Raw genomic sequence first — 24,125 nt, 5'->3', positions numbered from 1 at the left:
CCTCGCCGAATCGCCGTGAAGGCTGATGGCGCGCAAAAATAAGGCCGGGCGAAAAGTCAATCGCCCGACCTCAATATCTGGTAGTAATTTTAGCTTTGGTTAATAGCGGTAGTGTTCCGGCTTGAACGGGCCCTGCGGCGTGACGCCGATATAGGCGGCTTGTTCACCCGACAGTTCGGTCAGACGGGCGCCGAGCTTGTCGAGATGCAGGCGCGCGACCTTTTCGTCGAGATGCTTGGGCAGGACATAGACCTGGTTCTCGTACTGGCCGGGCTTGGTGTAGAGTTCGATCTGCGCCAGCACCTGGTTGGTGAAGGATGCCGACATGACGAAGCTCGGGTGGCCTGTGGCGTTGCCGAGATTGAGCAGCCGCCCTTCCGACAAAAGGATCATCCGCTTGCCGTCCGCGAAGGTGATCATGTCGACCTGCGGCTTGACGTTGGTCCATTTCAAATTGCGCAGCGCGGCGACCTGGATCTCATTGTCGAAGTGGCCGATGTTGCCGACGATGACCATGTCCTTCATCGAGCGCATATGGTCGAGGGTGACGACATCCTTGTTGCCGGTGGTGGTGATGACGATGTCGGCGGTGGGGGCCGCATCTTCCAGCGTGACGACTTCAAACCCGTCCATCGCCGCCTGCAGCGCGCAAATCGGATCGACCTCGGTGACCTTGACGCGGGCGCCGGCGCCCTTGAGCGAGGCCGACGAGCCCTTGCCGACGTCGCCATAACCGCACACGACAGCGACCTTGCCGGCCATCATCGTGTCGGTGCCGCGGCGGATGCCGTCGACCAGCGATTCCTTGCAGCCATATTTGTTGTCGAACTTCGACTTGGTGACCGAGTCGTTGACGTTGATGGCGGGGAAGGGCAGCAGGCCCTTCTTCTGCAGCTGATAGAGCCGGTTGACGCCGGTGGTCGTCTCTTCGGTGACGCCGCGGATCGCCGCCTTCTGCTTGGTGAAGAAGCCGGGCGAAGCCTTCAGGCGCTTCTTGACCTGGGCGTAGAAGTATTCCTCTTCCTCGCTCTGCGGGTTGGACAGCACATCCTCGCCGGCCTCGGCGCGGGCGCCGATCAGGATGTACATGGTGGCATCGCCGCCATCATCGAGGATCATGTTGGAGAGGCCGCCGTCGGCCCACTGGAAGATCTTGTCGGTGTAGTCCCAATACTCCTCGAGCGACTCGCCCTTGACGGCGAACACCGGGATGCCGGCTTCGGCGATGGCCGCGGCCGCATGGTCCTGGGTCGAGAAGATGTTGCAGGAGGCCCAGCGGATATCGGCGCCCAGCTCCTTCAGCGTCTCGATCAGCACCGCCGTCTGGATCGTCATGTGCAGCGAGCCGGTGATGCGCGCGCCCTTGAGCGGCTGCTTGGGACCGAATTCCTCACGGCAGGCCATCAGGCCCGGCATTTCGGTTTCGGCGATCTCGAGTTCCTTGCGGCCCCAGCCGGCAAGCGAGATGTCGGCGACCACATAGTCCTTGCTACCCGTCATGGCAGTACTCCGATGCGAATGTTGTGCTTGCGAATTTGTTGCGGGCACGCCCGCGCCGGTCGGCGCGTCGAAGGGCGCGAATTGCCGGCCTGACTAGCAGATCGGAGCAAGGACGACAATGGGATATAAAGAAATCTTTATCCCTGCATGTCTCTCAGACACGCATCGGCGCTCTACCTGATCAGCATTCCTCGCCAAAGCGGGACGCCACCAGCTGCTCCAGGGCGTCGATGACCTGCCGGGCTTCCGGCCCGCTCGCGGTGACGCGGATCGAATAGCCGGGGCTTGCCGCCAGCATCATCAGGCCCATGATCGAGGTGCCGCCGACCTTGACGCCATCCTTCTCGACATGCACCGAGGCATCGAAGCCGCTGGCCAGCTGGACAAACTTCGCCGAAGCGCGCGCATGAAGGCCACGTTGGTTGATGATGGGAAAATCCCGGACAATTTGGTCTTTTTCCGGGGACAGCGCGGTCATTTGCTGCTCAGGAGCTGGCTGGCGACATTGATGTATTTGCGGCCGGCGGCCTGAGCCTCATCGAGCGCGGCGGCCATATTGTCGCCCTTGCGGATCGAGGAGAGCTTGATCAGCATCGGCAGGTTCATGCCGGCGATCACCTCGGTGCGGCCGGATTCCATCACCGAGATGGCAAGGTTGGAGGGCGTGCCGCCGAACATGTCGGTCAGCACGATAACGCCCGCCCCGGTATCGACACGGGCAACAGCGTCGACGATGTCGCGGCGACGCTGCTCCATATCGTCGTCGGCACCGATCGCCACGGTTTCGAAATTGTCTTGTGGCCCGACGACATGTTCGACGGCATGTCGGAACTCGGTGGCCAGTTGACCGTGCGTTACAAGCACGAGTCCGATCATTCTTTGGTGGCTCCCGTCATCGCCGCTTCACAGGCGCATTTTATGCTCGCCAGCCAATCCAGGCGGCGGGAGCGCTATCTTGTCGACGCACGGCCCGTTGACAAGCCCAAAATTGCGCAGGCACATGCCATTTTGACGCATTGCAGCAAAAAACCCGGAACGGATCATAGAAAAGGCGCGATCGACAGCCGCGCCATCACGACCGGCAAGGCGGCAGCGACGTTGCGTTCGACCGCATCGATGCGCGGCACCCGACAGCCGGCGATGCTGGTGTCGGCATCCTCCTGAAAGCGTGCCGTTTCACCGGCCGGCGTCAGGCGGACATGCAAGTCGACAATGGCGGCGGGCTCGAACGGCACCGCTCGCGGCCCGAGCCCAGGCACCTCGACGAGGCCTTCTATGGTGGCGGGAGCGCGGCAGAGAAGCCGCCCGGCATGCGCCTCGACAAAGAGCTGATCGTCACCGACGAGCCGCGAGAACAGGCCGCGCTGGCGACAATGATCGAGGAGGGCCAGCGCCAGCGTCGTCTTGCCCGAACCGGAGGCTCCGGTGACGAGAATGCCGCGCTCGCCGATCAAAACCATTGTCGCGTGAATGTTTTCAGGCTGCACGATCATGCCTTTAAATGAAGCATGAACTCTGGACGAACGAAACCGTTCGTCCGAGAAAACCGATTCCCATTTTTCGGGATCATGCTTCGGCCGGCAACGTGACCACGAAACGCGCGCCCTTGATCTCGCCGGGTTTGGTGCCGGGGATGTTCTCGGCGGTCAGCGTGCCGCCATGGGCTTCGACGATCTGCCTGGATATCGACAGGCCAAGGCCCGAATTCTGGCCGAATGCCTCGCCGGCCGGCCGGTCCGTGTAGAAGCGCTCGAAGATGCGGTCGATGTTGTCGGCCCGGATGCCGGGGCCATTATCATCGATGGTGACGATGTTGAACTTGCCGGCACGCGCCAGCGACAGGCTGATGTGGCCATGATCCTCGGGAACGAAGGAACGGGCGTTCTCGATCAAATTGGTGATGACCTGGCCGATGCGCAGATCATGCCCGACGACGACGTAGCCTTTGACGCCCTGCGGCAGTTTGGCGGCCTTGAACTCGATCTCGACCGCCTTCTTGTTACGCGTCGCTTCGCGCGAAACGGCGACCAGATCGGTGATGAATTTCTTCAGGTCAACCGTCCCCGCATCTTCACGCGCGAGTTCCGCGTCCAGGCGCGATGCGTCGGAAATATCGGTGATGAGCCGGTCCAGCCGCCTGACATCGTGCTGGATGATATCCATCAGCCGGCCGCGCGAATCGTCGTTCTTGGCCAGCGGCAAGGTTTCCACCGCGCTGCGCAGCGACGTCAGCGGGTTCTTCAGTTCGTGCGAGACATCGGCCGCGAAGCTTTCGATCGCCTCGATGCGGGCGTAGAGCGCGTTGGTCATGTCGCGTATGGCGATCGACAGATTGCCGATCTCGTCCTGACGGTCGGAAAAATCGGGAATTTCCTCACGGCTCTTGACGCCGCGCCGCACCCGCACCGCCGCCGCCGACAGCCGGCGCAGCGGATTGGCGATGGTGGAGGCAAGCAGCATCGACAGGATGGCGGTGACAAGCGCCGCGATACCGAAGACGCGCAGGATCGCCTTGCGCTCGGCAGCGACGATCTTGTCGATGTCGCCGCCTTCGGTCGACAGCATCAGCACGCCCAGAACAGCACGAAAGCGCTGGATCGGCACCGCCACCGAAACGATCTGCTCGCCCTGCTCGCTGACGCGCACGATGGTCGACGGGCTGCCGGTGAGAGCCTTGACCACTTCCGGGAAAGCGGCGCCATTGCCGCCCGGCTGCTCGTGATAGACCGGCAGCTCGGTGTTGCGGAAGAAGTCGAAGACGAATTTCTGGATGCGCTCGACCAGATCGGGCTCTTCCTCCTCGACCGGCGGCAGGTCGTAGCGCAGGATCTGGCCACGCGAATAGAGGTGGCGTGAATCGAGCAGCAGATTGGCGTCGCGGTCATAGATGCGGGCGCGGGTCCTGGTCGGCGAGATCAGCCTTCGCAGCACCGGGGCGACGCGCTCCGGGTTGATCGGGAAGTCGAGATTGTCGAGCTGGTCGGAGCCCGGCCCCAGGCTTTCGCCGGCCTGCAGTTCAAGCAGCTTTTCCGGGTCGATGCTGATCGAATCCGTCTCGACCGTCGCCGACGCGGCGATCGCACCGGCGATGATCTCGCCCTGGGTCATCAGGCTTTCGACGCGGGCGTCGATCAGCCCGTCTCGGAAGGTGTTGAGATAGAGGATGCCGGTCACCAGGACGGCGAGGCCGGCAAGGTTGAGGAACAGGATACGCCGCGTCAGGCTGGAAAAGATATGATGGCCAAGGAAGCGGCGCATCGGCACCGTGATCTTCGAGACGAAGGACGGCATGATCCGCGACGGCCGCCTGGAGGCGCCCGCCGGTCTTGTTCGCTGTGCTTCCACTGCCATCGAATAGCAGCTCCCGCCTAGTCCTTGGCCTGATGCATGTCGTTGTCCCAAAACCGGGACCACTTTTGGGCGACATGGATTACCTTGCTTTGATGCATGTCGGCATCCCAAAACCGGGACCACTTTTGAGCGACATGCATCATTACGCTTCGCGGAACCGGTATCCGACTCCGTAAAGGGTTTCGATCATCTCGAAGTCGTCGTCGACGGCCTTGAACTTCTTGCGCAGCCGCTTGATGTGGCTGTCGATGGTGCGATCGTCGACATAGACCTGTTCATCATAGGCCGAATCCATCAGCGCATCACGGCTTTTTACGACACCGGGACGCTGCGCCAGCGAATGCAGGATCAGGAACTCGGTGACGGTGAGCGTCACCGGCTCGCCTTTCCAGGTGCAGGTGTGGCGCTCCTGGTCCATGACGAGCTGGCCGCGCTCGAGCGAGCGGGCCTGCTGGCTTGGCGTCTTGGCGGCAGCCTCGCGGGCACTGGCGCGGCGCAGCACGGCGCGCACCCGCTCGACCAGCAGGCGCTGCGAGAAGGGTTTGCGGATGAAATCGTCGGCGCCCATCTTGAGGCCGAACAATTCATCGATCTCGTCGTCCTTGGAGGTCAGGAAGATCACCGGCAGGTCTGACTTCTGGCGCATCCGGCGCAGCAGTTCCATGCCGTCCATGCGCGGCATCTTGATGTCGAGGATGGCAAGGTTCGGCGGGCGTGCCGCCAGGCCTTCCAGCGCCGACGCACCATCCGTGTAGGTCTCGACGCGATACCCCTCGGATTCCAGGGCGATCGACACCGATGTCAGAATGTTGCGGTCGTCATCGACAAGCGCGATTGTTGCCATTTCAAGCGGCTCCCTCATGAGCTGTCCCTTCTGTCGTAGAGAAGGGGCTTTTGCAGGACAAATTAGGTACAAAATGTGGCATAGGCCTTGTCCGCTGTCACGCGCGGCATGCCGGCGGCCACAATCCTACCTCGACATGGATTGGACGAACGTACATCGCCAATCCTTTGGGCAACCGCGAAACTTTTTGCACATATAAACGATTTAAACAACTTTCAAAATATTTAAATCGATTAATGATTTGATATCATTTGCCTTTTCTGGTTCTGACCATCTCAGCCCGCGTAGTGGGCGTGCTGGAAACGTGCCGGCAAAGATGCGGCAAATCCAAGAGGGACACTCGATGTCGGAAGTCGGCAAACGCAATTCCGCCTGCGCGATCGATCATATCGGCCTGAAAACCACCGGCGTGGTGCGCTATAATTTCGGTGCGGCTGCCCTTTATGAGGAATCGATCCGGCGCGGCGAGGCCCGCTTGACCGCCCATGGCGCGCTGGTCGCCGAGACCGGACAGCACACCGGCCGCTCGCCCAAGGACAAGTTCGTCGTCCGCGATGGCGCCACCGAACCACATGTCTGGTGGGACAACAACAAGGCGATCTCGCCGGCCCAGTTCGACACGCTGCTCGCCGATTTCCAGGCGCATGCCGCGGACAAGGACCTATACGTCCAGGATCTGGTCGGCGGCGCCGATGCGGAGTCGAGGCTGCCGACCAGGGTGATCACCGAATTTGCCTGGCACTCGCTGTTCATCCGCAATCTGCTGATCCGTCCGGATGCCGCCGAACTCGAACAGTTCGTGCCTGAGATGACGATCATCGACCTGCCGTCCTTCCGCGCCGATCCCCTTCGTCACGGCAGCCGCACCGAAACGGTGATCGCCGTCGATCTTTCGCGCAAGATCGTGCTGATCGGCGGCACCTCCTATGCCGGCGAGATGAAGAAGTCGGTGTTCACCATGCTCAACTATCTGCTGCCGGCGAAAGGCGTGATGCCGATGCATTGCTCGGCCAATGAGGGTGCGGCCGGCGACGCCGCCATCTTCTTCGGCCTGTCGGGCACCGGCAAGACGACGCTCTCGGCCGATCCCTCGCGCACGCTGATCGGCGACGACGAGCATGGCTGGGGACCGCACGGCATCTTCAATTTCGAAGGCGGCTGCTACGCCAAGACGATCAAGCTGTCGGCGGAAGCCGAGCCGGAAATCTTCGCCACCACGCAGCGCTTCGGCACGGTGCTGGAAAATGTCGTGCTCGACGCTGATGGCGTGCCGGATTTCAACGACGGAAGACTGACCGAGAACACACGCTGCGCCTACCCGCTGGACTTCATCCCCAATGCCAGCAAGACCGGCCGCGCCAACCATCCCAACAACATCATCATGCTGACCGCCGATGCGTTCGGGGTGATGCCGCCGATCGCGCGGCTGACCCCGGCGCAGGCGATGTATCATTTCCTGTCCGGCTACACCGCCAAGGTGGCCGGAACCGAAAAGGGCGTGACCGAGCCCGAAGCGACGTTTTCGACCTGTTTCGGTGCGCCGTTCATGCCGCGCCACCCTTCCGAATACGGCAATCTGCTGCGCGAGCTGATTGCCCGCCACGGCGCCGATTGCTGGCTGGTCAATACCGGCTGGACCGGCGGCGCCTACGGCACCGGCAAGCGCATGCCGATCAAGGCGACGCGCGCCTTGCTTGCAGCCGCACTCGACGGCTCGCTGAAGACGGCCGAGTTCCGCACCGACCCTCATTTCGGTTTCGAGGTGCCGGTGGTTGTGCCGGGCATCGACAGCGCCATTCTCGACCCGATGATTCTGGACCCCCGGGCGACCTGGGCCGACAAGGCCGGCTATGACCGGCAGGCGGCACGGCTGGTCGGCATGTTCGCCGTCAATTTCGAGAAATTCGAAAGCCATGTCGACGCCGTGGTGCTGGGCGCGGCGCCGCGCATGCAGGAAGCGGCGGAGTAATCGCGCCACAGGGGTCAGCTTTCGTTGAAAGGCCCGGTTCGATCGGGCCTTTTCTTTTTCGATCCGCCGCGCCATGACTGCGGCATGGCGAGCGACGACAACATCATCATATCAGGCGATGCGGTGATCCATCCGGGCGACCTGCACGAGGATTTCATCCGCTCGTCCGGTCCCGGCGGCCAGAACGTCAACAAGGTGGCGACGGCGGTGCAACTGCGCTTCGACGCGGCCAACGCAACGGGTCTGTCGGAGCGCGTGCGCGAGCGGACGATCAAGCTTGCCGGCCAGCGTGCCACCAAGGACGGTGTCATCGTCATCGAGGCAGGCCGCTTCCGCACCCAGGAACAGAACCGAGCCGATGCGCGGGCACGGCTGACGGCATTGGTCGCCAAGGCCGCCGAACCGCCACCGCCGCCGCGCAAGAAGACACGGCCGTCAAAGGGTGCCGTGGAACGGCGGCTGAAGAGCAAGGCCGGGCGCGGCACGATCAAGAAGCTGCGCGGCCGGGTGGAGAACGATTAAGCACCACACCAATCACGCGCAAAACGACTTCCCATTTTGGACCGCAGATGCAAAGTTCAACCATTGCCATTAGCAAGGGAGACCAAGGATGGGCATGTTCGATTTCGTCAAGAGCGTCGGCAAGAAACTGGGCATCGGCGGTGACGACGAAGCCGCACCCACGGCCGACACACTCAAGAAGGAGCTCGATTCGCACAAGCTCGGCACCGATGGCGTCGAGGTCGTCGTCACGGGCGACACGGCGGTGCTGAAGGGTGTGGTCAAGGACCAGTCGATCTTCGAGAAGGCGGTCATCGCCGTCGGCAACACGCTCGGCGTCTCCAAAGTGCAGGCCGACGAATTGCAGGTCGCGCCAGCACCTGGCACGGCCGCCGCCCCCGCCAAGGAGCCCACCTTCTACACCGTGAAGAAGGGCGACAATCTCTGGAAGATCGCCGAGAAAAGCTACGGCAAGGGCCAAGGCGTCAAGAACACGGTCATATTCGAGGCCAACAAGCCGATGCTGACCCATCCCGACAAGATCTATCCGGGCCAGGTGCTGCGCATTCCCGACCTCGCCTGATCGGCGGCTGCCAATTCGACAAGAGCGGCGGCTTTCGGGTCGCCGTTTTCATTTGATCGTGACCTTTTACGGTTCCGAACCATCCAAGAGGTAATCGAATCCGTGCTCGTCCTGCCCAAAGGCGTCCGCCACATGCCGGCCTACCTGTCGCGCAGCGCGCAGGAAGAGCTGGTCGACGAGGTGAGACGGATCGTGCAGCAGGCGCCGCTGTTCGTGCCGGCCATGCCGCGCACCGGCAAGGAGATGAGCGTGCGTATGACCAATTGCGGGCCGCTCGGCTGGGTCACCGACAAGGAGCACGGCTATCGTTACCAGCCGGCGCATCCGGTAACCGGGGCGCCTTGGCCGCCAATTCCGGATGCGCTGCTCGACCTGTGGCGCGAGGTCTCGGGCTATTCGCACCCGCCGGAAGCATGCCTCATCAATTTCTACACGCCGGACGCAAAAATGGGCCTGCATCAGGACCGCGACGAGACCGATCTTTCGGCGCCGGTCGTCTCCGTCTCGCTCGGCGACGACTGCCTGTTCCGAGTCGGCCAGACTACGCGTGATGGCGCCACCAAGTCGTTCAGGCTGCAAAGCGGTGACGTCGTGGTGCTCGGCGGCGAGGGGCGGCTGTGCTTTCACGGCGTCGATCGTATCTATCCCTCGACCTCGGCGCTGCTGAAAAACGGCGGGCGGATCAATCTGACACTGCGGCGGGTGACGGAGCCGGCCGTCACAGCTTCCTGAGCGCCACTTCCTCGATCAGGTGGTCGGCGCCCTTGCGCAGGATCAAGTCGGCGCGGGCCCGCGTCGGCAGGATGTTCTCGCGCAGATTCTTCAAATTGATGTTGGTCCACAGGCCTTCGGCGATGGCGCGCGCCGAACTCTCCGACAGCTGCGAATAGCGGTGAAAGAAGGAGTCCGGATTGCGGAAGGCGGTCTCACGCAGCCGCATGAAGCGGGAAATATACCAGTTGTGGATCAGCTTCTCGTCGGCATCGATGTAGATGGCGAAGTCGAAGAAGTCCGACAGGAAAGGGACGATCTTGCCGTCCTGCGGCAGCTTGCCGGGCTGCAGGACATTGATGCCCTCGAAGATCAATATGTCGGGCCGGTCGATGGTGACAAACTCGCCGGGAATGACGTCATAAGTCAGGTGCGAATAGACAGGCGCGCGGACATCGGGCAGCGCCGACTTGATGCCCGACAGGAAGCGCAGCAGCGCGCCCACATCGTAGCTGTCGGGGAAACCCTTGCGCTCCATCAGGTTCTCGCGGCGCAGGACCTCGTTGGGCAGCAGGAAGCCGTCGGTGGTGATGAGATCGACCTTGGGGCTCGACGGCCAGCGCGCCAGCAGTTCCTTCAGCACGCGTGCGGTGGTCGATTTGCCGACGGCGACCGAACCGGCAATGCCGATGATGAACGGTGTCTTGACCACGTCGACCGCGTTGAAAAAGGCCTGGCGTTGCCGAAACAGCAGCTGGCTCGCTTCGACATGCGCCGACAACAGCCGCGACAGCGACAGATAGATGCGCGTGACCTCTTCGAGATCGACCGGATCGTTGAGCGAGCGCAGGCGGCGGAATTCGTCCGCGCTCAGCGTCAGCGGGGTATCGGCGCGGAATTGCGACCATTGATCGGCGGAGAAGAAACGAAAGGGGGAATATTTCTCGGTTGGCGCGAGCTGATCCATCGAGATACCTGCCCTTCCTCGCGGTCAGCCCTTGGGCCGTGACGCCTTCTCGGCGATGCCCGAACGCCGGGTGCGGCCTTCGAGTTCCCTAAGCACGTCGCTCAGCGGTACCCCGGAGAGGCCGAGAACGACGAGCCAATGATATATAAGATCGGCGCTTTCTGAAACGATGGCCGGTTTGTCGCCCCTGACGGCGGCAATCACGGTCTCGACCGCCTCCTCGCCGAGCTTCTGCGCCGCCTTGTCGATGCCGCGCGCGAACAATTTTGCCGTCCACGAATCCGGATCTCCGGAATGGGCGCGTTCCCCAATGATTTTTTCCAGATCGGAAAGCGAAAACTCGGTCATGGCGTCATCTATCTGCTTGTTTAAGCATGATCTTTTCCGAAAACCGGTTCCCACTTTTCGGGATCATGCTTTAGGGCCGATTATTCACAGAGTCCAGCCGCATCGGCAGCCCCGCGGCGGCCATATGCGCCTTGGCCTGCGCTATCGTGTAGGTGCCGAAATGGAAGATGGACGCCGCCAGCACCGCGCCGGCATGGCCGTCGCGAATGCCTTCGACCATGTGGTCGAGCGTGCCGACGCCGCCGGAGGCGATCACCGGCGCACGCACGGCGTCTGATATCGCGCGGGTCAGCGCGATGTCGTAGCCGGCCTTGGTGCCGTCCCGATCCATCGAGGTCAGCAGGATCTCGCCGGCGCCGCGATCGACCATTTTCCGGGCGAACTCGACCGCATCGATGCCGGTCTTTTCGCGGCCGCCATGGGTGAAGATCTCCCAGCGGTCGGTCTCACTGGTGCCCGACACCTTCTTGGCGTCGATGGCGACGACGATGCACTGGTTGCCGAACTTGTCAGCGGCCTCGGCGACGAAATCCGGGTTCTTCACCGCGGCCGTGTTGATCGACACCTTGTCGGCGCCGGCCAAGAGCAGCTTCCTGATATCGGCCACCTGGCGCACGCCGCCGCCAACGGTCAGCGGCATGAAACATTGTTCGGCGGTGCGTGCGATGACGTCGAAGATGGTCTCTCGATTGTCCGACGAAGCCGTGATGTCGAGGAAGCAGAGTTCGTCGGCGCCGGCCGCGTCATAGGCCTTGGCCGCCTCGACCGGATCGCCGGCGTCGACGAGATCGACGAAGTTGACGCCCTTGACGACACGGCCGCTCTTGACGTCGAGACAGGGGATGACACGGGCTTTCAGCATCAGCGACCCTCTATCGTGGCGATGAGATCGTTCAGCAACTGGCCGACCAGCGGCGGAACATCGGCCTGGGCGTCGAAGGCCGGGTCGTAGGCGGAGACGGTGATGCCGACGATCGGCACCGCCAGCGCCATGGCGCACGTGGCATCGCGCAACTGTTCCGGGCTCGGCCCGCCCGAAGTGATATAGCGGTTGGCCTGCAGCTCCCGGGGATCGTGCACGTCCATATCGAGATGCATGTGCACGCGTCTGGCGCCGGCGACCATCAGTCTTTCGGCCGCCTGGGCCACCCCGGAGCATTCCGTCCGCACGATCGGCAATGTCTCGAGAAGCTGTTTTTCCGCCGGATCGAGATCGCGCGCGTTGACGAGCACGCAGCGTGACGGATCGATCGGCTTGAAGCCCGGAATGGCCGACGCCATCGGCCGCCAGCACAGGCCGAGCACGGTCGCCAGCGCCATGCCGTCGAGAAAGCCATATGTGGATGTCTCGGGCGTGTTGAGGTCGCCATGCTGGTCGGCCCAGATGATCGCATCGGCGTCTTCGCCGGCGACCGCGCCGGCGCTGGTCAGGCAGTTTCCGGCAAGGACGATGGGAAACCGACCGGCGTCGCGGGCAAGGCGAACCTCGCTCGCAACCGCGTTGCAGACGGCAAAGCCGGTGGCGATTTCACGCTCCTGGGCATCTCCAACCTTGCCGATATCCTCGACCATCACATCGTGGCCAGCCATCGTCAGGGCGTCGACGAGCCCGCCCGAGACCAGCGCGTCCGGCCCCTGGCCCATGCCGCCATGGTAGTGGCCGCTGTCATAGGAGGCCAGGATAATGGAGATTTTCACGTCCGCGTCTCCGCCCTGCCCTGCAGGATCGCCAGGGCCTCGGCCGGTTCGATGCGGCCGTCATAGAGCGCGCGGCCGGAGATCGCGCCTTCGAGCTTTTGCGCATCGGGCATGGTCATGCGCACGATGTCGGCGATCGAGGCGAGGCCGCCCGACGCGATGACCGGGATCGACACGGCATCGGCGAGGTCGATGGTGGCGTCCCAGTTGATGCCGGTCAAAACGCCGTCGCGGTCGATGTCGGTGTAGATGATGGCAGCGACGCCGGCGCCCTCGAACTTCCTCGCCAGTTCGATGACGCCGAGGCTCGACGCCTCGGCCCAGCCCTCGACGGCGACCTTGCCGCCCTTGGCGTCGATGCCGACGGCGACCTTGCCCGGAAACGCCTTGCAGGCCTGTTTGACAAGGTCCGGGTCACGCACCGCCACCGTGCCGAGGATGACCCGGGCCAGGCCGCGATCGAGCCAGTCCTCGATCTGCGCCAGCGTGCGGATGCCGCCGCCGAGCTGCACCGGGTTCTTCGTTGCCTTGAGGATGGCGCCGACCGCCGCACTGTTGACGCTCTGGCCCTGGAAGGCGCCGTTGAGGTCGACGACATGCAGCCATTCGAAACCCTGTTGCTCGAAGGCCCGCGCCTGCGCGGCAGGATCATCGTTGTAGATGGTCGCGGTCGCCATGTCGCCATGCCTGAGGCGCACGCACTGGCCGTCCTTGAGATCTATCGCCGGGAAAAGGATCATCCGTTCAGGCGCCTTCCACAATGGCGAAATGGGATGTCGAATAGAGGCGTCGGAATTTCAGCGCCACCTGGTATTCAGGCGAATGGAAGCAGGCGAGTGCGACCGCATAGCTCTCGAACTCGATGATGACATGGCGATTGCCCGATGGCCCTTCCGGGCTCGACGACTGACCGCCGCGGGTCAGGAACTTTGCGCCATATTTGTCGAAAGCCGCTTTGTTGGCGGCAATGTATAGCGGATAATTTTCCGGATCGGTCACCTCGACCATCGCCATCCAGTAGCCCTTCTTGCTCATGGTCTATCCCTCTGCTCGAGCATGATCTCCGGACAAACGGGAACCGTTTGTCCGAGAAACCGGGGTCCACTTTTCGGGATCATGCTCTAGGGCCTCCAGCGCAGGAAATTAGTGATCAGCGCGAGGCCGAGCGCCTGGCTCTTTTCCGGGTGGAACTGCGTGCCGACAAGATTGTCGCGGGCGACGGCCGCCGTCACCGGGCCGCCATAGTCGGCAACCGCCAGAACCTCGTCCGCCTTGCCCGCATCGAGATGATAGGAATGCACGAAATAGGCATGCAGCCCGCTTGCGCCAGTCGGTATGCCGGCAAACAGCGGATGCTGGCGCTTGAGCTCGATCGTGTTCCAGCCGATCTGCGGGATCTTCAGCGCCGGATCGGAAGGCATGATCTCCTTCACGTCGCCCGATATCCAGCCGAAGCCCTTGGTAATCGTCTTTTCGAGGCCGCGCTGCGACATCAGCTGCATGCCGACGCAGATGCCGAGGAACGGCCGGCCCTTGACGATCGCAACCTCCTCGACGGCTTCCCACATGCCTTCGACGGCCTGCAGGCCGGAGGCGCAGTCGGCATAGGCGCCGACGCCGGGCAGGACGATGCGATCGGCCGTGCGCACCCGCTCGGCATCTGCGGTCAGGTCGATATCGGCCGATATGCCGGCTTCGCGCGCGGCGCGCTCGAAAGCCTTGGTGGCCGAGCGCAAATTGCCCGAGCCGTAGTCGATGATCGCAACCCGCATGTCAGCTTCTTCCCGGAATGTGGGTCAGCCCCAGCGCCATGCCCGGCTGCGCTGGCCGCGCGAGGGCAGCATCGGGGACCATACGCGGCGCCGGCACAACCTCATCGGCAAGCGCTTCCGCTTCCAGCGCATAGCGTGTGTCGGCGTCGTCGAGCCAACCGGCTTCGACCGCGCCCCATTCGTGCCAACCGCGCCGGCGAAGTGCCGCGATGCGCAGGCCTTGCCCTTCCAGTCCGACATAGAGCGAAACCAACAGTGACAGCAGCGAGCCGGTCAGACCAAGGCCGAGCTTCTGGCCCAGCATCGAAAGCAGGCCCATGACGACGAAGGCAAGCGCTGCCTCGATCCACAGCCGATGCCAGGCGAACCATAGCGGCGGCACCAGGAGGCCCAGCCAGGTGAAGCCATCGCGGACAAAGGCCGTGGCATCGGCCCTCTCGCTGCGGCCTGGCGGTTCCATCACGACATAGGTGGCCATGGCCTTATCCCTTCAACGATCCCTTGGTGGAGGGAACCGCATCCGGCTGGCGCGGATCGCGTTCGAGAGCCGCGCGCAGCGCGCGCGCCACCGCCTTGAAGCAGGTCTCGGCGATGTGATGGTTGTTGGCGCCATAGTGATTGGTGACATGCAGCGTGATGCCGGCATTCTGCGCCAGCGCCTGGAAGAATTCGCGCACCAGCTCGGTGTCGAAAGTACCGATCTTCGGCGACGAGAAGGAAACGTTCCAGACCAGGAAGGGACGGCCGGACACGTCGATCGCAGCGCGCGTCAGTGTCTCGTCCATGGCAAGGTCGATCGAGGCATAGCGCATGATGCCGCGCCGCTCGCCCAGTGCCTTGGCCAGCGCCTGGCCAAGCGCGATGCCGGTGTCCTCGACGGTGTGATGATCGTCGATATGCAGGTCGCCTTTGGCCCTGACCGTCATGTCGATCAGGGAATGGCGCGCCAGTTGGTCCAGCATATGGTCAAAGAAGCCGACGCCCGTCGAAATGTCCGATTTTCCGGTGCCGTCGACATGGGCCGAGACGGCAATCTCGGTTTCCTTGGTCTTGCGGCTGACTTCGGCGGCGCGGGGCGGCATCACTCTATCCTTGTCCAGAGGTTCACATCGTGACCGGCTCAGAGGTTCAAGCCCTCGCAGGCTTGAAAACGAAAGCCTTCTAGCAGCATGATCCGGCGATTGCCAGTTGCGAACCCGGCCGCTATCCAGCGGTTTGCAATCATCGGTCCCATGCATACATATGGCCGATCAAGTCACTCGTACCGCGCCGATCGCCTTATCGGGATGGCGCTGCTCGGAGCCAGAAAATGTCCGATAATCTGACCATGCACGCCACGACCATCGTGACGGTGCGCAAGGGCAACAAGGTGGTGATCGCCGGCGACGGCCAGGTCAGCCTTGGCCAGACCATCATGAAGGGCAACGCCAAGAAGGTGCGCCGCATCGGCAAGGGCGGCAATGTGATCGCCGGGTTCGCCGGCGCCACCGCCGACGCCTTCACGCTGCTGGAGCGGCTCGAAGCCAAGCTCGAACAATATCCAGACCAGCTGACGCGCGCCTGCGTCGAACTAGCCAAGGACTGGCGCACCGACCGCTATCTGCGCCGGCTCGAGGCGATGATGCTGGTGGCCGACAAGTCGGTATCGCTGGCGCTGACCGGCACCGGCGACGTGCTCGAACCCGAATTCGGCGTCATGGCCATCGGTTCGGGCGGCAACTACGCGCTGGCCGCGGCCCGCGCGCTGATGGACAGCGACAAGGATGCCGAGGAGATCGCCCGCAAGGCGATGCAGATCGCATCCGACATCTGCGTCTACACCAACAACAATTTCGTCGTCGAAACGCTCGAGGTCGGCTGAAAAGGCCGGCCATGACCCCGAAAAGTGGAAACCGGTTTTCTCGGACGAACGGTTCCGTTCGTCCAGAGATCATGGCCGAACAAGAAGATAGCTACGACTTTCGGCCGGTGACGGAAAAAGACCTGCCGATGATCGCCGGCTGGCTCGCCGAGCCGCATGTTGCAGAGTGGTGGGACGATCCGGAGACGGAAATCGCCGGCATTCGCGAGCACATCGACTCGATTTCGGTCGAGCCGCTGATCGTCGAGCTCGACGGCAAGCCGATCGCCTATCTGCAGAGCTACGACCCGCATCTGGAAGACGACCATCCCTATGCCGACCAGCCGTTCGGCACGCTCGGCATAGACGTGTCGATCGGCGTGCCGGAGTTGCTCGGGCGCGGCCATGGCTCGGCAATCGTGCGCCAGTTCGTCGAACAGCTTTTCGAGGAAGGTGTTCCGCGCGTCATCATCGATCCGGATCCCGCCAATGTCAGGGCGATCCGTGCCTATGAAAAGGCTGGCTTTGTTGCCTTTGACACCAGAACATCGGAGTACGGGCCGGCCTTGATGATGGCGCGCGACGCGACGCAGGAGCCCAATTGATCAGCGCCGAAACCCTCGACAAGGCAGTCGCGAAAGGTTTGATCTCGCAGACCCTGCGCGATCAGTTGGAGGCCATGGAACGTGCGGTCGCTCTCGCCCCCGAGGCCAGGCGCGCCGATGACGAGGGTGACGAGGAAAACCTGCGGCTGGTAGGCGGCGGCAACGATCTGTTCGTCACCGTGGGAACCGTTCTGCTCAGCGCCGGCTTCTTCTTTGTCCTGACCACCTTGCTTCCAGGTCAGACATTCTGGATCGCAGGCATCCTCGCGGTTTTCGCCTGGGGGCTCGCCGAAATCGTCACGCGTCAGCACCGGATGAAATTATCGTCGTCCGTGCTTGCCCTGATTTTCATGGCCGCCATTCTGGCCGCTCTGGCGCTACAGGTGGAGGCCAGCTTCGGCATACGCAAGCCGGAGACTATCTGGCAGCTATTGGCGTTGCGCCAGACGGCGTCCCAGGCCGGATATCTGTTCCTGGGCGGAGGAATAATCGCGGCGGCGATCTATTTCTGGCGTTTTCGCGTCCCCATCATTGCCGGGGCTATCGCCATCGCTTTTACACTGCTTGCCTTCCTGCAAACGGCGATAATCCTGTATGACAGCGTGACAGCGGGTGCGATTGCGCCACCGCGTATGGAGGATGTTCCCGAATTGCTCCGCGCGGCACTTTACATGCCGCTGATCTGCGGCCTGATCGTGTTCGCAACGGGTGTAGCTTTTGACATTTACGATAGGGATCGACGCAAGATCTGGTCCGATTGCGCTTTCTGGCTGCATGTCGTCTCGGCGCCTATGCTGGTGCATCCGCTCTTCATCATGGCAACCGGCCAGAACGTCGTATTCGGACATATCGCGCCGGATGCCAATGCAACCATCATGCTGACGATACTGATCCTTGGCTTCCTCTATGTCGCGCTTGCCATCGACCGCCGTTCGCTTCTGGTTCCGACATTGGCTTACTTCGGCTCGCTGGGCATCTATTATCTGGTGAATTCCGCCTCCGATTCGACGGGCATCCCGCCTTTTGCCTTGATCCTGGTCGTTGTTGGCGCGCTGATCATTCTGTTCGGGGCTGGCTGGCAGCGTATCCGGCGGTTTGTGGTCAAACCCACCTTGCCGGCGGCCGTGATCCGCCGGCTACCGCCGCTGAAGGCGTGACAAGGCTTTGTGATGATCGACACGGCGACGCGAAACGAGGGGGAATGAACCGATGACGACACCGACCGCGGAGAACAGCTATTCGGCCTATGAAGACAGCTGGCGAATGGGGCTTCTGCTGGTGCTTGCCCTGGTCATCTTCCAGGCCGGGGCGCTCTACGGCATGGGGCGAACGCCGATCTGCACCTGCGGCTACGTCAAGCTCTGGCAAGGCGTCGTGCAGAGTTCGGAGAATTCCCAGCACATTTCGGACTGGTATACGTTTTCACACATCATCCATGGCTTCCTGTTCTATGCGCTGGCAAGATTCCTGTTCCCGCGTTCGCCGATCGGCTTGAGACTGGCGTTCGCCGTCTTCATCGAAGGCGGTTGGGAGCTGCTCGAAAACAGCCCATTCATCATCGAGCGCTACCGCGCCGGCACCATCTCGCTCGACTATTACGGCGACAGCATCATCAATTCGGTGTCGGACACTCTGGCCATGGTGCTGGGATTTGTGATGGCGCGAAGGCTACCTATATGGGTGATCGTCAGCCTCGCCATCATCTTCGAACTCGGTACCGGCTATCTCATCCGGGACAATCTGACACTCAACGTGATCATGCTGCTGCATCCGTTCGAGGCCATCAAGCAGTGGCAAAGTGGAATCTAGTGATATGAGCACATTTTCTCCCCGCGAAATCGTTTCGGAACTCGACCGTTTCATCATCGGCCAGAAGGACGCCAAGCGCGCCGTGGCCATCGCCTTGCGCAACCGCTGGCGCCGCCAGCAGCTGGAAGGCCAGATGCGCGAAGAGGTGATGCCGAAGAACATCCTGATGATCGGGCCAACCGGCGTCGGCAAGACCGAAATCTCGCGCCGCCTGGCGCGGCTCGCCGGTGCGCCTTTCGTCAAGGTCGAGGCGACCAAGTTCACCGAGGTCGGCTATGTCGGCCGCGATGTCGAGCAGATCATCCGCGATCTGGTCGAGATCGCCATCGGCCTGGTGCGCGAGAAGATGCGCGAAGACGTCAAGGCGCGCGCCCACGTCAACGCCGAGGAACGCGTGCTGGAAGCGCTGGTCGGCAAGACGGCGAGCCCGGCCACCCGCGATAGTTTCCGCAAGAAGCTGCGCGACGGCGAGCTCGACGACAAGGAGATCGAGGTCGAGGTTGCCGACACCGGCAATGGCGGCATGCCCGGCTTCGAAATCCCCGGCATGCCGGGCGCCAATATCGGTGTGCTCAACATCAACGACATGCTGTCGAAGGCGATGGGCGGCAAGAAGACCAAGATGCGCAAGACGACGGTCAAGGAGTCCTACGACCTGCTGGTCAATGACGAGTCCGACAAGCTGCTCGATCAGGACGAAGTCGTGCGCCGGGCGCTCGATGCCGCGGAGAATGACGGCATCGTCTTCCTCGACGAGATCGACAAGATAGCGGCGAGATCCGACATTTCGGGCGGTCCGTCCCGCGAAGGCGTGCAGCGCGACCTGCTGCCGCTGGTCGAGGGCACCACGGTGGCGACCAAATACGGGCCGTTGAAGACGGATCATATCCTGTTCATCGCTTCCGGCGCCTTCCACGTCTCCAAGCCGTCCGACCTTTTGCCGGAGCTGCAGGGCCGCCTGCCGATCCGCGTCGAATTGCGGGCGCTGGAGAAGGACGATTTCGTCCGCATCCTGACCGAGACCGAGGCGAGCCTGATCAAGCAGTATATCGCTCTGATGAAGACCGAGGGCGTCGAGCTGACCTTCACCGTCGACGCTATCGATTCGCTGGCCGGCATCGCCGTCGACCTCAACGCCAGCGTCGAGAACATCGGCGCAAGGCGGTTGCAGACGGTGATGGAGCGGGTGCTGGACGAAATCTCCTACGATGCGCCCGACCGCAACGGCACATCAGTCACCATCGATGCCGCCTATGTGGAGAAGCATGTCGGCGACCTGTCCAGGAATACCGACCTGTCGCGGTTCATCCTTTAAACGACGGCGCCGGAACGTTCCGGCGCCGGTCCAGGCAACATTTTCCGGCAAGCAAAATCATGTGTGGCCAGATGGTACCATCTGGCCACCTTTCGTAGTGCCGGGTGAAGGGGCGCTCTCGACTCGACCAAGAGCTTTACCTAGTTTGCGCGGCAATTCTCGATCTCTTGGTTGACGCAATTCCGGGAAACCGTTTCACACTTTTCCTGGAATTGCTTGGGCGGCGGGTGCATGAAAAAATTGATCCTGGTCATTCTCGGCTTGACGCTGGCGGCGACGCTGTTCGCCGCCGAGGCAGCGACATTGGTGCCGCCGGGAAATCGCAATGCCGTGCAGCCCGACATTCCGGGTGCCTCCAGCCGGCGAACGCAGGCGACCAACACCAGCTTCCAGGCAAAGTACCGCAAGGTCTACGCCCTGCTGCAGAACGACGCCGAATTGCGCGGCAAGATCAAAAAGGCAGCAGCCACCTACGGCATTGATCCCCTGCACATCGTCGGCGCCATCGTCGGCGAGCACACCTACAATGTCGATGCCTATGACCGGCTGCAGACCTACTACGTCAAGGCGATCTCCTATCTCTCCAGCAAGCTTTCCTTCGCCTATGACGGCGAGGACATCACCGATTTCGTGCAGCGGCCGGAATTCAAGAAATGCGCCCCAATGTCCGACAGCTACGATCTGTGGGAATGCCGCGAACAGGTGTGGAACCGTTCGTTTCGCGGCAAGAGCGTCGGCGGGACGAACTTTCCCGACGACCGCTTCGGTGCCACCTTCTTCCAGCCCTATTATGCCGGCCAGACCTTCGGCCTCGGCCAGCTCAACCCGCTGACCGCCCTGCAGATGAGCGATCTGGTGCACAAGGTTTCCGGCCTGCCGAAGCTCGACGTCGGCGATCCCAATTCGGTCTACAAGACCATCATGGATCCCGACCTGACGCTGCCCTACGTCGCCGCGACGATCCGGAAATCGATCGATGCCTATAAAAGCATTGCCGGCTTCGACATTTCGGGCAATCCGGGGGTCACGGCCACGCTCTACAATGTCGGCAATCCGGAGCAGCGCGCCGACGCGCTGAAGGCGGAGAACGACAGGCGCCGCGCCGCCGGCGAGCCGGAAAAGCTGCCGGAAGAGAATTACTATGGCTGGCTGGTGAATGACAAATTGGCGGAGCTGAAGGCGCTGTTTTAGGCTGGGGTTCAGGCGCGCTGACGTTAATTTGCCGACGCCTGCGCCGCCCCTCATTGTCCTGCCGGACATTTCTCCCCGTATAGTGACGGGGAGAAAGGGGCTGGCCGCAACCTCGGCGCCCTTCTTGCGATGCTGGTGATTGGCGAAACCGGCGATGATAGCGCCCTTCTCCCCGTCACTATACGGGGAGAAGATGCCGGCAGGCAGATGAGGGGCGGCGCAGACGTCGGCAATTGGCGTGACGGCTCAAGCCGCCAGCAGCGACTTCAGCTTGACCGCCTGTGATCCCAGCGCTTCCGGCGCCGGTTTCGCGTGCTTGCCGATCAGTATTTCGGCCAGCCTGATATCGCGGGCGACCGCGTTGCCGGGGCCGATGCCGCTGGCGGCCACCAGCCTGCCGTCTTGGGCCAGATGGAAGAGGATGAAAGCGCCGTCGCCGAGGTCGCGGCGCACGGTGCTGCTGCCTTCGTCGGCGAGCCCGGCGATCTGCAGGGACAGACCATATTGATCCGACCAGAACCACGGCACCGACGCATGCGCCTCGCCGGCGCCGAGCATGTTCCTGGCCGCCAGCGCGCCCTGTTCCTGGGCGTTGCGCCAGGCTTCCAGCCGGACGCGGCGGCCGCCATAGACGGCGAGCGGAAACGAGCAGCAATCGCCGGCGGCAAAGATGTCGGGATCGCTGCTGCGCAGCTCGGCATCGACTGCAATGCCGTTGTCGATCGCCAGGCCGGCTTCGGCCGCAAGCCCGGTCACCGGCACGGCGCCGATGCCGATGATCGCGAGGTCGGCGACGATTTCCCGGCCGCCGGCAAGCGCTATGCGCACCTTGTTGCCGTCGTCGGCGATGGACGCGATGCCATCCCCGCACAGAGTATCAACGCCCTCGGCGACATGCGCGTCATGGATGATTTCGGCGATCTCCGCCGGCACGCCGCGCATCAGGATGCGCGGCTGCGCCTCGATAACGGTGACCGCAGCGCCTAGCTTGCGTGCCGCGGCGGCGAGTTCGAGGCCGATGAAACCGCCGCCGATGATGGCGATACGGTTGCCGGGGGTAAGATGCGCGCGAATGGCGAGCGCGTCGGCGAAGGTCCTGAGATAGACGCAGTGCGCGCCAAGGCCGGGCATCGGCAGCTTGCGCGGCATCGAACCCGTTGCCAGCAGGAGCTTGTCGTAAGGCAGGACCGATCCGTCCGACAGGCGCACCGCATGCGCCGCCGGATCGATCGCCACGGCCTGGACGGAATGGATATGCCGGATCGATTTCTCGGCCAGAATGGCGTCGCTGGCGATCGCCTTGATCTCTGGCGCATCGCTGGCCATCGCCTCCTTGGACAGCGGCGGGCGCTCATAGGGCAGATGCGGCTCATCGCCGACCAGCGTCACCGGCCCCTGATAATCGAGGTCGCGCAGCGCCAATGCCGCCCGCCCGCCGCATTCGCCGGCGCCGATGATGACCATTCCCCGCGCCATGTCAGTCATCCGATCTGGATCAGGACTTTGCCGGCATCAACCTTGACCGGATAGGTCTTCAGATTGACGCAGACCGGCGCGCCGCGGGCATCCCCTGTCTTGTAGTTGAAGCGGCCATTGTGCTTGGGACATTCGATGATGTCGTCCATCACCAGCCCGTCGGCCAGGTGCACCTTTTCATGCGTGCAGAGGCCGTCGGTGGCGAAGAACTCGTCGTCGGGGCTGCGATAGATGGCGAAGGTGCGGCCGCCATGGTCGAAGCGCATCACATCCTCCTCGTCTATGTCGCCGGTGGCGCAGGCCTCGACCCAGTCGCTCATTCAAGTCCTCCCCAAAGCAAATCCAGGAAAAGTGCGCAGCGGTTTTCCGCCCGGAATTGCGTTAAAATAAACACTCTAAACCAGATGGAAGCACGATCATTCCGCCGCGGCGGCGATAGTGTCGTTGTGGAATTCTTCGCGATATGGCCGTGCGGTCGGCGGCAGCTCGCGCTTGAGGAAATAGTCCTCGTTGCGCAGCTGGCGCAGGAAGACAGGGATCATCTCGCGATAGCCGGCCAGGATCGACGGTGTCGGTTCCGGCAGGTCGTGCTTGATCAGTTCGTGCAGCCTCGGCAGCGCATGATAGGGCACCATCGGGAACATGTGATGCTCGACATGGTAGTTCATGTTCCAGTAGATGAAGCGGCTGATCGGGTTCATGTAGACGGTGCGGCTGTTCAGTCTGTGGTCGGTGACATTGTCGGCTAGGCCGCCATGCTGCAGCAGCCCGACCATGACATGGTGCCAGGCGCCGTAGAGCCTGGGCAGGCCGACCAGCATCAGCGGCAGGAACGAACCGGTGTAGAGCGCCAGCCCGACGGTGGCGGCATAGATCGCCGTCCAGATGCGGGCGACGCGGATCGCCTTGGGCTGTTCCTGTTCGGGAATGAAGGCCTTTTCGGCGGCGCTGACGGTGCCGGCGGCGTTGCGCAGCATGTCTGACATCGCATGCCAGGCATCGAGCACACCGACGAAGCCCAGCATGGCGCGAACCAGATCAGGCGGCCGCATGACCGAGATTTCCGGATCGCGGCCCACGATGACGGTGTCGGTGTGGTGGCGCGTGTGGCTCCAGCGCCAGGTCACCGGATTGCGCATGATCATGAAGCAGGCGATCTGATAGACGGCATCGTTCATCCACTGCGTCCGGAAGGCGGTGCCGTGGCCGCATTCGTGCCAGCGTGAATCCGTCGAGGAGCCGTAGAGCACGCCATAGACGAAGAAGAACGGCACGCACCACCATGTGCCCCAGAACCAGGCGCCGCCGGCGCCGCTGACGATCAGCGCGGCGAACCAGATTGCCGTATCGCGGATCGCCGGCCCGTCGGAGCGCTGCATCAGCTCCTTCATCTGCTTGCGCGGTACCTCGGTGTGATACCACTCGGCCGCCGACAGGCCGGTCTCGACGGCGAGCTTGGCATCGCGGCCGATCAGGCTGTAGTCACGCCGGGACGGCGCAGTGGACATGATTGCCTCCCTCGGCAAAGGCATCCGCCAGAGCGAATGCCATGAAATCCTTTGGCTTCGAGCATCAAAGTAACGCCGACCGATGATGGACTCAACATCACAAAGATAGTTTCTATCATTTCCCATCAGGATGATGT

At 62.7% G+C, this 24,125-nt stretch carries 28 protein-coding genes; 10 read left to right on the top strand and 18 right to left on the bottom strand.

The genetic code is table 11. From position 1 onward, the window contains the following. Nucleotides 1–99 precede the first annotated feature (99 nt). The 6 genes from ahcY to AC0L24_RS15775 all read right to left on the bottom strand — a co-directional run bounded on the left by ahcY (nt 100) and on the right by AC0L24_RS15775 (nt 5,695). Nucleotides 100–1,500, bottom strand: a complete 1,401-nt coding sequence (gene ahcY, locus AC0L24_RS15800; RefSeq protein ID WP_023810629.1) for an adenosylhomocysteinase — start codon at nt 1,498–1,500, stop codon at nt 100–102. Between the two features lie 181 nt (nt 1,501–1,681). After that, nucleotides 1,682–1,978: an HPr family phosphocarrier protein gene (locus AC0L24_RS15795; RefSeq protein WP_027039963.1), complete on the bottom strand. Its 297-nt coding sequence runs from the start codon at nt 1,976–1,978 to the stop codon at nt 1,682–1,684. After that, a complete protein-coding gene (locus AC0L24_RS15790; RefSeq protein WP_010912939.1) occupies nt 1,975–2,376 on the bottom strand; it encodes a PTS sugar transporter subunit IIA in 402 nt (133 codons plus the stop codon). The genes AC0L24_RS15795 and AC0L24_RS15790 overlap by 4 nt, the downstream gene beginning before the upstream one ends. Nucleotides 2,377–2,540: 164 nt before the next feature. Then, nucleotides 2,541–2,993, bottom strand: a complete 453-nt coding sequence (locus AC0L24_RS15785; RefSeq protein ID WP_127395509.1) for an HPr kinase/phosphorylase — start codon at nt 2,991–2,993, stop codon at nt 2,541–2,543. Nucleotides 2,994–3,066: 73 nt separating this feature from the next. Next, the gene (locus AC0L24_RS15780) at nt 3,067–4,851 is read right to left on the bottom strand and encodes a sensor histidine kinase (RefSeq protein ID WP_127808272.1); all 1,785 of its coding nucleotides are present in this window, start codon (nt 4,849–4,851) and stop codon (nt 3,067–3,069) included. A gap of 142 nt (nt 4,852–4,993) precedes the next feature. Then, the gene (locus AC0L24_RS15775) at nt 4,994–5,695 is read right to left on the bottom strand and encodes a response regulator transcription factor (protein WP_013528337.1); all 702 of its coding nucleotides are present in this window, start codon (nt 5,693–5,695) and stop codon (nt 4,994–4,996) included. A 343-nt stretch (nt 5,696–6,038) separates the two neighbouring features. Between AC0L24_RS15775 and AC0L24_RS15770 the strand changes: the two genes are divergently transcribed. The 4 genes from AC0L24_RS15770 (at nt 6,039) to AC0L24_RS15755 (ending at nt 9,480) form a co-directional block, all read left to right on the top strand. Then, the gene (locus tag AC0L24_RS15770) at nt 6,039–7,664 is read left to right on the top strand and encodes a phosphoenolpyruvate carboxykinase (protein ID WP_127808273.1); all 1,626 of its coding nucleotides are present in this window, start codon (nt 6,039–6,041) and stop codon (nt 7,662–7,664) included. A gap of 84 nt (nt 7,665–7,748) precedes the next feature. Beyond that, complete coding sequence (arfB, locus tag AC0L24_RS15765) at nt 7,749–8,186, top strand: alternative ribosome rescue aminoacyl-tRNA hydrolase ArfB (RefSeq protein ID WP_023810634.1); 438 nt, start codon at nt 7,749–7,751, stop codon at nt 8,184–8,186. An 88-nt stretch (nt 8,187–8,274) separates the two neighbouring features. Continuing rightward, nucleotides 8,275–8,748 carry a peptidoglycan-binding protein LysM gene (lysM, locus tag AC0L24_RS15760; RefSeq protein ID WP_027039967.1) on the top strand — a complete coding sequence of 158 codons (474 nt, stop codon included), beginning with the start codon at nt 8,275–8,277 and terminating at the stop codon, nt 8,746–8,748. A gap of 102 nt (nt 8,749–8,850) precedes the next feature. Next, nucleotides 8,851–9,480 carry an alpha-ketoglutarate-dependent dioxygenase AlkB family protein gene (locus AC0L24_RS15755; RefSeq protein WP_127808275.1) on the top strand — a complete coding sequence of 210 codons (630 nt, stop codon included), beginning with the start codon at nt 8,851–8,853 and terminating at the stop codon, nt 9,478–9,480. On the opposite strand, the gene coaA is transcribed toward AC0L24_RS15755, so the two are convergent. The 9 genes from coaA to hisB all read right to left on the bottom strand — a co-directional run bounded on the left by coaA (nt 9,467) and on the right by hisB (nt 15,326). Next, the gene (gene coaA / locus AC0L24_RS15750) at nt 9,467–10,426 is read right to left on the bottom strand and encodes a type I pantothenate kinase (RefSeq protein ID WP_127320239.1); all 960 of its coding nucleotides are present in this window, start codon (nt 10,424–10,426) and stop codon (nt 9,467–9,469) included. The genes AC0L24_RS15755 and coaA overlap by 14 nt on opposite strands. A 24-nt stretch (nt 10,427–10,450) precedes the next feature. Beyond that, nucleotides 10,451–10,774: a phosphoribosyl-ATP diphosphatase gene (locus AC0L24_RS15745; RefSeq protein WP_127398493.1), complete on the bottom strand. Its 324-nt coding sequence runs from the start codon at nt 10,772–10,774 to the stop codon at nt 10,451–10,453. 70 nt (nt 10,775–10,844) lie between these two features. Continuing rightward, a complete protein-coding gene (hisF, locus tag AC0L24_RS15740; RefSeq protein WP_164873921.1) occupies nt 10,845–11,639 on the bottom strand; it encodes an imidazole glycerol phosphate synthase subunit HisF in 795 nt (264 codons plus the stop codon). Then, entirely contained in the window at nt 11,636–12,472 is an 837-nt protein-coding gene (locus tag AC0L24_RS15735; RefSeq protein ID WP_127808277.1) for an arginase family protein, read from the bottom strand. The genes hisF and AC0L24_RS15735 overlap by 4 nt, the downstream gene beginning before the upstream one ends. After that, nucleotides 12,469–13,212 (bottom strand): 1-(5-phosphoribosyl)-5-[(5-phosphoribosylamino)methylideneamino]imidazole-4-carboxamide isomerase, encoded by a 744-nt coding sequence (gene hisA, locus AC0L24_RS15730; RefSeq protein ID WP_127808278.1) that lies wholly within the window; start codon nt 13,210–13,212, stop codon nt 12,469–12,471. Before hisA ends, AC0L24_RS15735 begins: the two co-directional genes overlap by 4 nt. A 4-nt stretch (nt 13,213–13,216) precedes the next feature. Then, the gene (locus AC0L24_RS15725) at nt 13,217–13,507 is read right to left on the bottom strand and encodes a DUF1330 domain-containing protein (protein WP_127380294.1); all 291 of its coding nucleotides are present in this window, start codon (nt 13,505–13,507) and stop codon (nt 13,217–13,219) included. Nucleotides 13,508–13,593: 86 nt separating this feature from the next. After that, nucleotides 13,594–14,244, bottom strand: a complete 651-nt coding sequence (gene hisH / locus AC0L24_RS15720) for an imidazole glycerol phosphate synthase subunit HisH (protein WP_127320231.1) — start codon at nt 14,242–14,244, stop codon at nt 13,594–13,596. A gap of 1 nt (nt 14,245) precedes the next feature. Then, nucleotides 14,246–14,722, bottom strand: coding sequence for a DUF2628 domain-containing protein (locus AC0L24_RS15715; protein ID WP_127808279.1), 477 nt, complete (start codon nt 14,720–14,722; stop codon nt 14,246–14,248). A 4-nt stretch (nt 14,723–14,726) separates the two neighbouring features. Next, complete coding sequence (hisB, locus tag AC0L24_RS15710; protein WP_127808280.1) at nt 14,727–15,326, bottom strand: imidazoleglycerol-phosphate dehydratase HisB; 600 nt, start codon at nt 15,324–15,326, stop codon at nt 14,727–14,729. A 227-nt stretch (nt 15,327–15,553) separates the two neighbouring features. Here hisB and hslV point away from each other — a divergent pair, with 227 nt between their 5' ends. The 6 genes from hslV (at nt 15,554) to AC0L24_RS15680 (ending at nt 21,004) form a co-directional block, all read left to right on the top strand. Beyond that, the gene (gene hslV, locus AC0L24_RS15705; protein ID WP_127266874.1) at nt 15,554–16,105 is read left to right on the top strand and encodes an ATP-dependent protease subunit HslV; all 552 of its coding nucleotides are present in this window, start codon (nt 15,554–15,556) and stop codon (nt 16,103–16,105) included. 71 nt (nt 16,106–16,176) lie between these two features. Continuing rightward, nucleotides 16,177–16,689 carry a GNAT family N-acetyltransferase gene (locus AC0L24_RS15700; RefSeq protein ID WP_127270633.1) on the top strand — a complete coding sequence of 171 codons (513 nt, stop codon included), beginning with the start codon at nt 16,177–16,179 and terminating at the stop codon, nt 16,687–16,689. Beyond that, nucleotides 16,686–17,846: a hypothetical protein gene (locus tag AC0L24_RS15695; RefSeq protein WP_164873731.1), complete on the top strand. Its 1,161-nt coding sequence runs from the start codon at nt 16,686–16,688 to the stop codon at nt 17,844–17,846. The genes AC0L24_RS15700 and AC0L24_RS15695 overlap by 4 nt, the downstream gene beginning before the upstream one ends. 52 nt (nt 17,847–17,898) lie before the next feature. Then, a complete protein-coding gene (locus AC0L24_RS15690; RefSeq protein WP_127808281.1) occupies nt 17,899–18,498 on the top strand; it encodes a DUF2585 domain-containing protein in 600 nt (199 codons plus the stop codon). Between the two features lie 4 nt (nt 18,499–18,502). After that, the gene (hslU, locus tag AC0L24_RS15685; RefSeq protein ID WP_127808282.1) at nt 18,503–19,813 is read left to right on the top strand and encodes an ATP-dependent protease ATPase subunit HslU; all 1,311 of its coding nucleotides are present in this window, start codon (nt 18,503–18,505) and stop codon (nt 19,811–19,813) included. 231 nt (nt 19,814–20,044) lie between these two features. Beyond that, entirely contained in the window at nt 20,045–21,004 is a 960-nt protein-coding gene (locus AC0L24_RS15680; protein ID WP_127808283.1) for a DUF1402 family protein, read from the top strand. Nucleotides 21,005–21,250: 246 nt separating this feature from the next. On the opposite strand, the gene AC0L24_RS15675 is transcribed toward AC0L24_RS15680, so the two are convergent. From AC0L24_RS15675 to AC0L24_RS15665, 3 genes are all read right to left on the bottom strand, one after another. After that, nucleotides 21,251–22,489 carry an NAD(P)/FAD-dependent oxidoreductase gene (locus tag AC0L24_RS15675; RefSeq protein WP_164873732.1) on the bottom strand — a complete coding sequence of 413 codons (1,239 nt, stop codon included), beginning with the start codon at nt 22,487–22,489 and terminating at the stop codon, nt 21,251–21,253. After that, entirely contained in the window at nt 22,486–22,800 is a 315-nt protein-coding gene (locus tag AC0L24_RS15670) for a Rieske (2Fe-2S) protein (RefSeq protein ID WP_027161041.1), read from the bottom strand. Before AC0L24_RS15670 ends, AC0L24_RS15675 begins: the two co-directional genes overlap by 4 nt. A gap of 96 nt (nt 22,801–22,896) precedes the next feature. Continuing rightward, nucleotides 22,897–23,988 (bottom strand): fatty acid desaturase family protein, encoded by a 1,092-nt coding sequence (locus AC0L24_RS15665; protein ID WP_127808284.1) that lies wholly within the window; start codon nt 23,986–23,988, stop codon nt 22,897–22,899. Nucleotides 23,989–24,125 lie beyond the last annotated feature (137 nt).

The organism is Mesorhizobium sp. WSM4809 (genome assembly GCF_055811655.1).
Note: the sequence above shows the minus strand (reverse complement) of the source record. Positions and strands in the feature narration are given on the sequence as shown.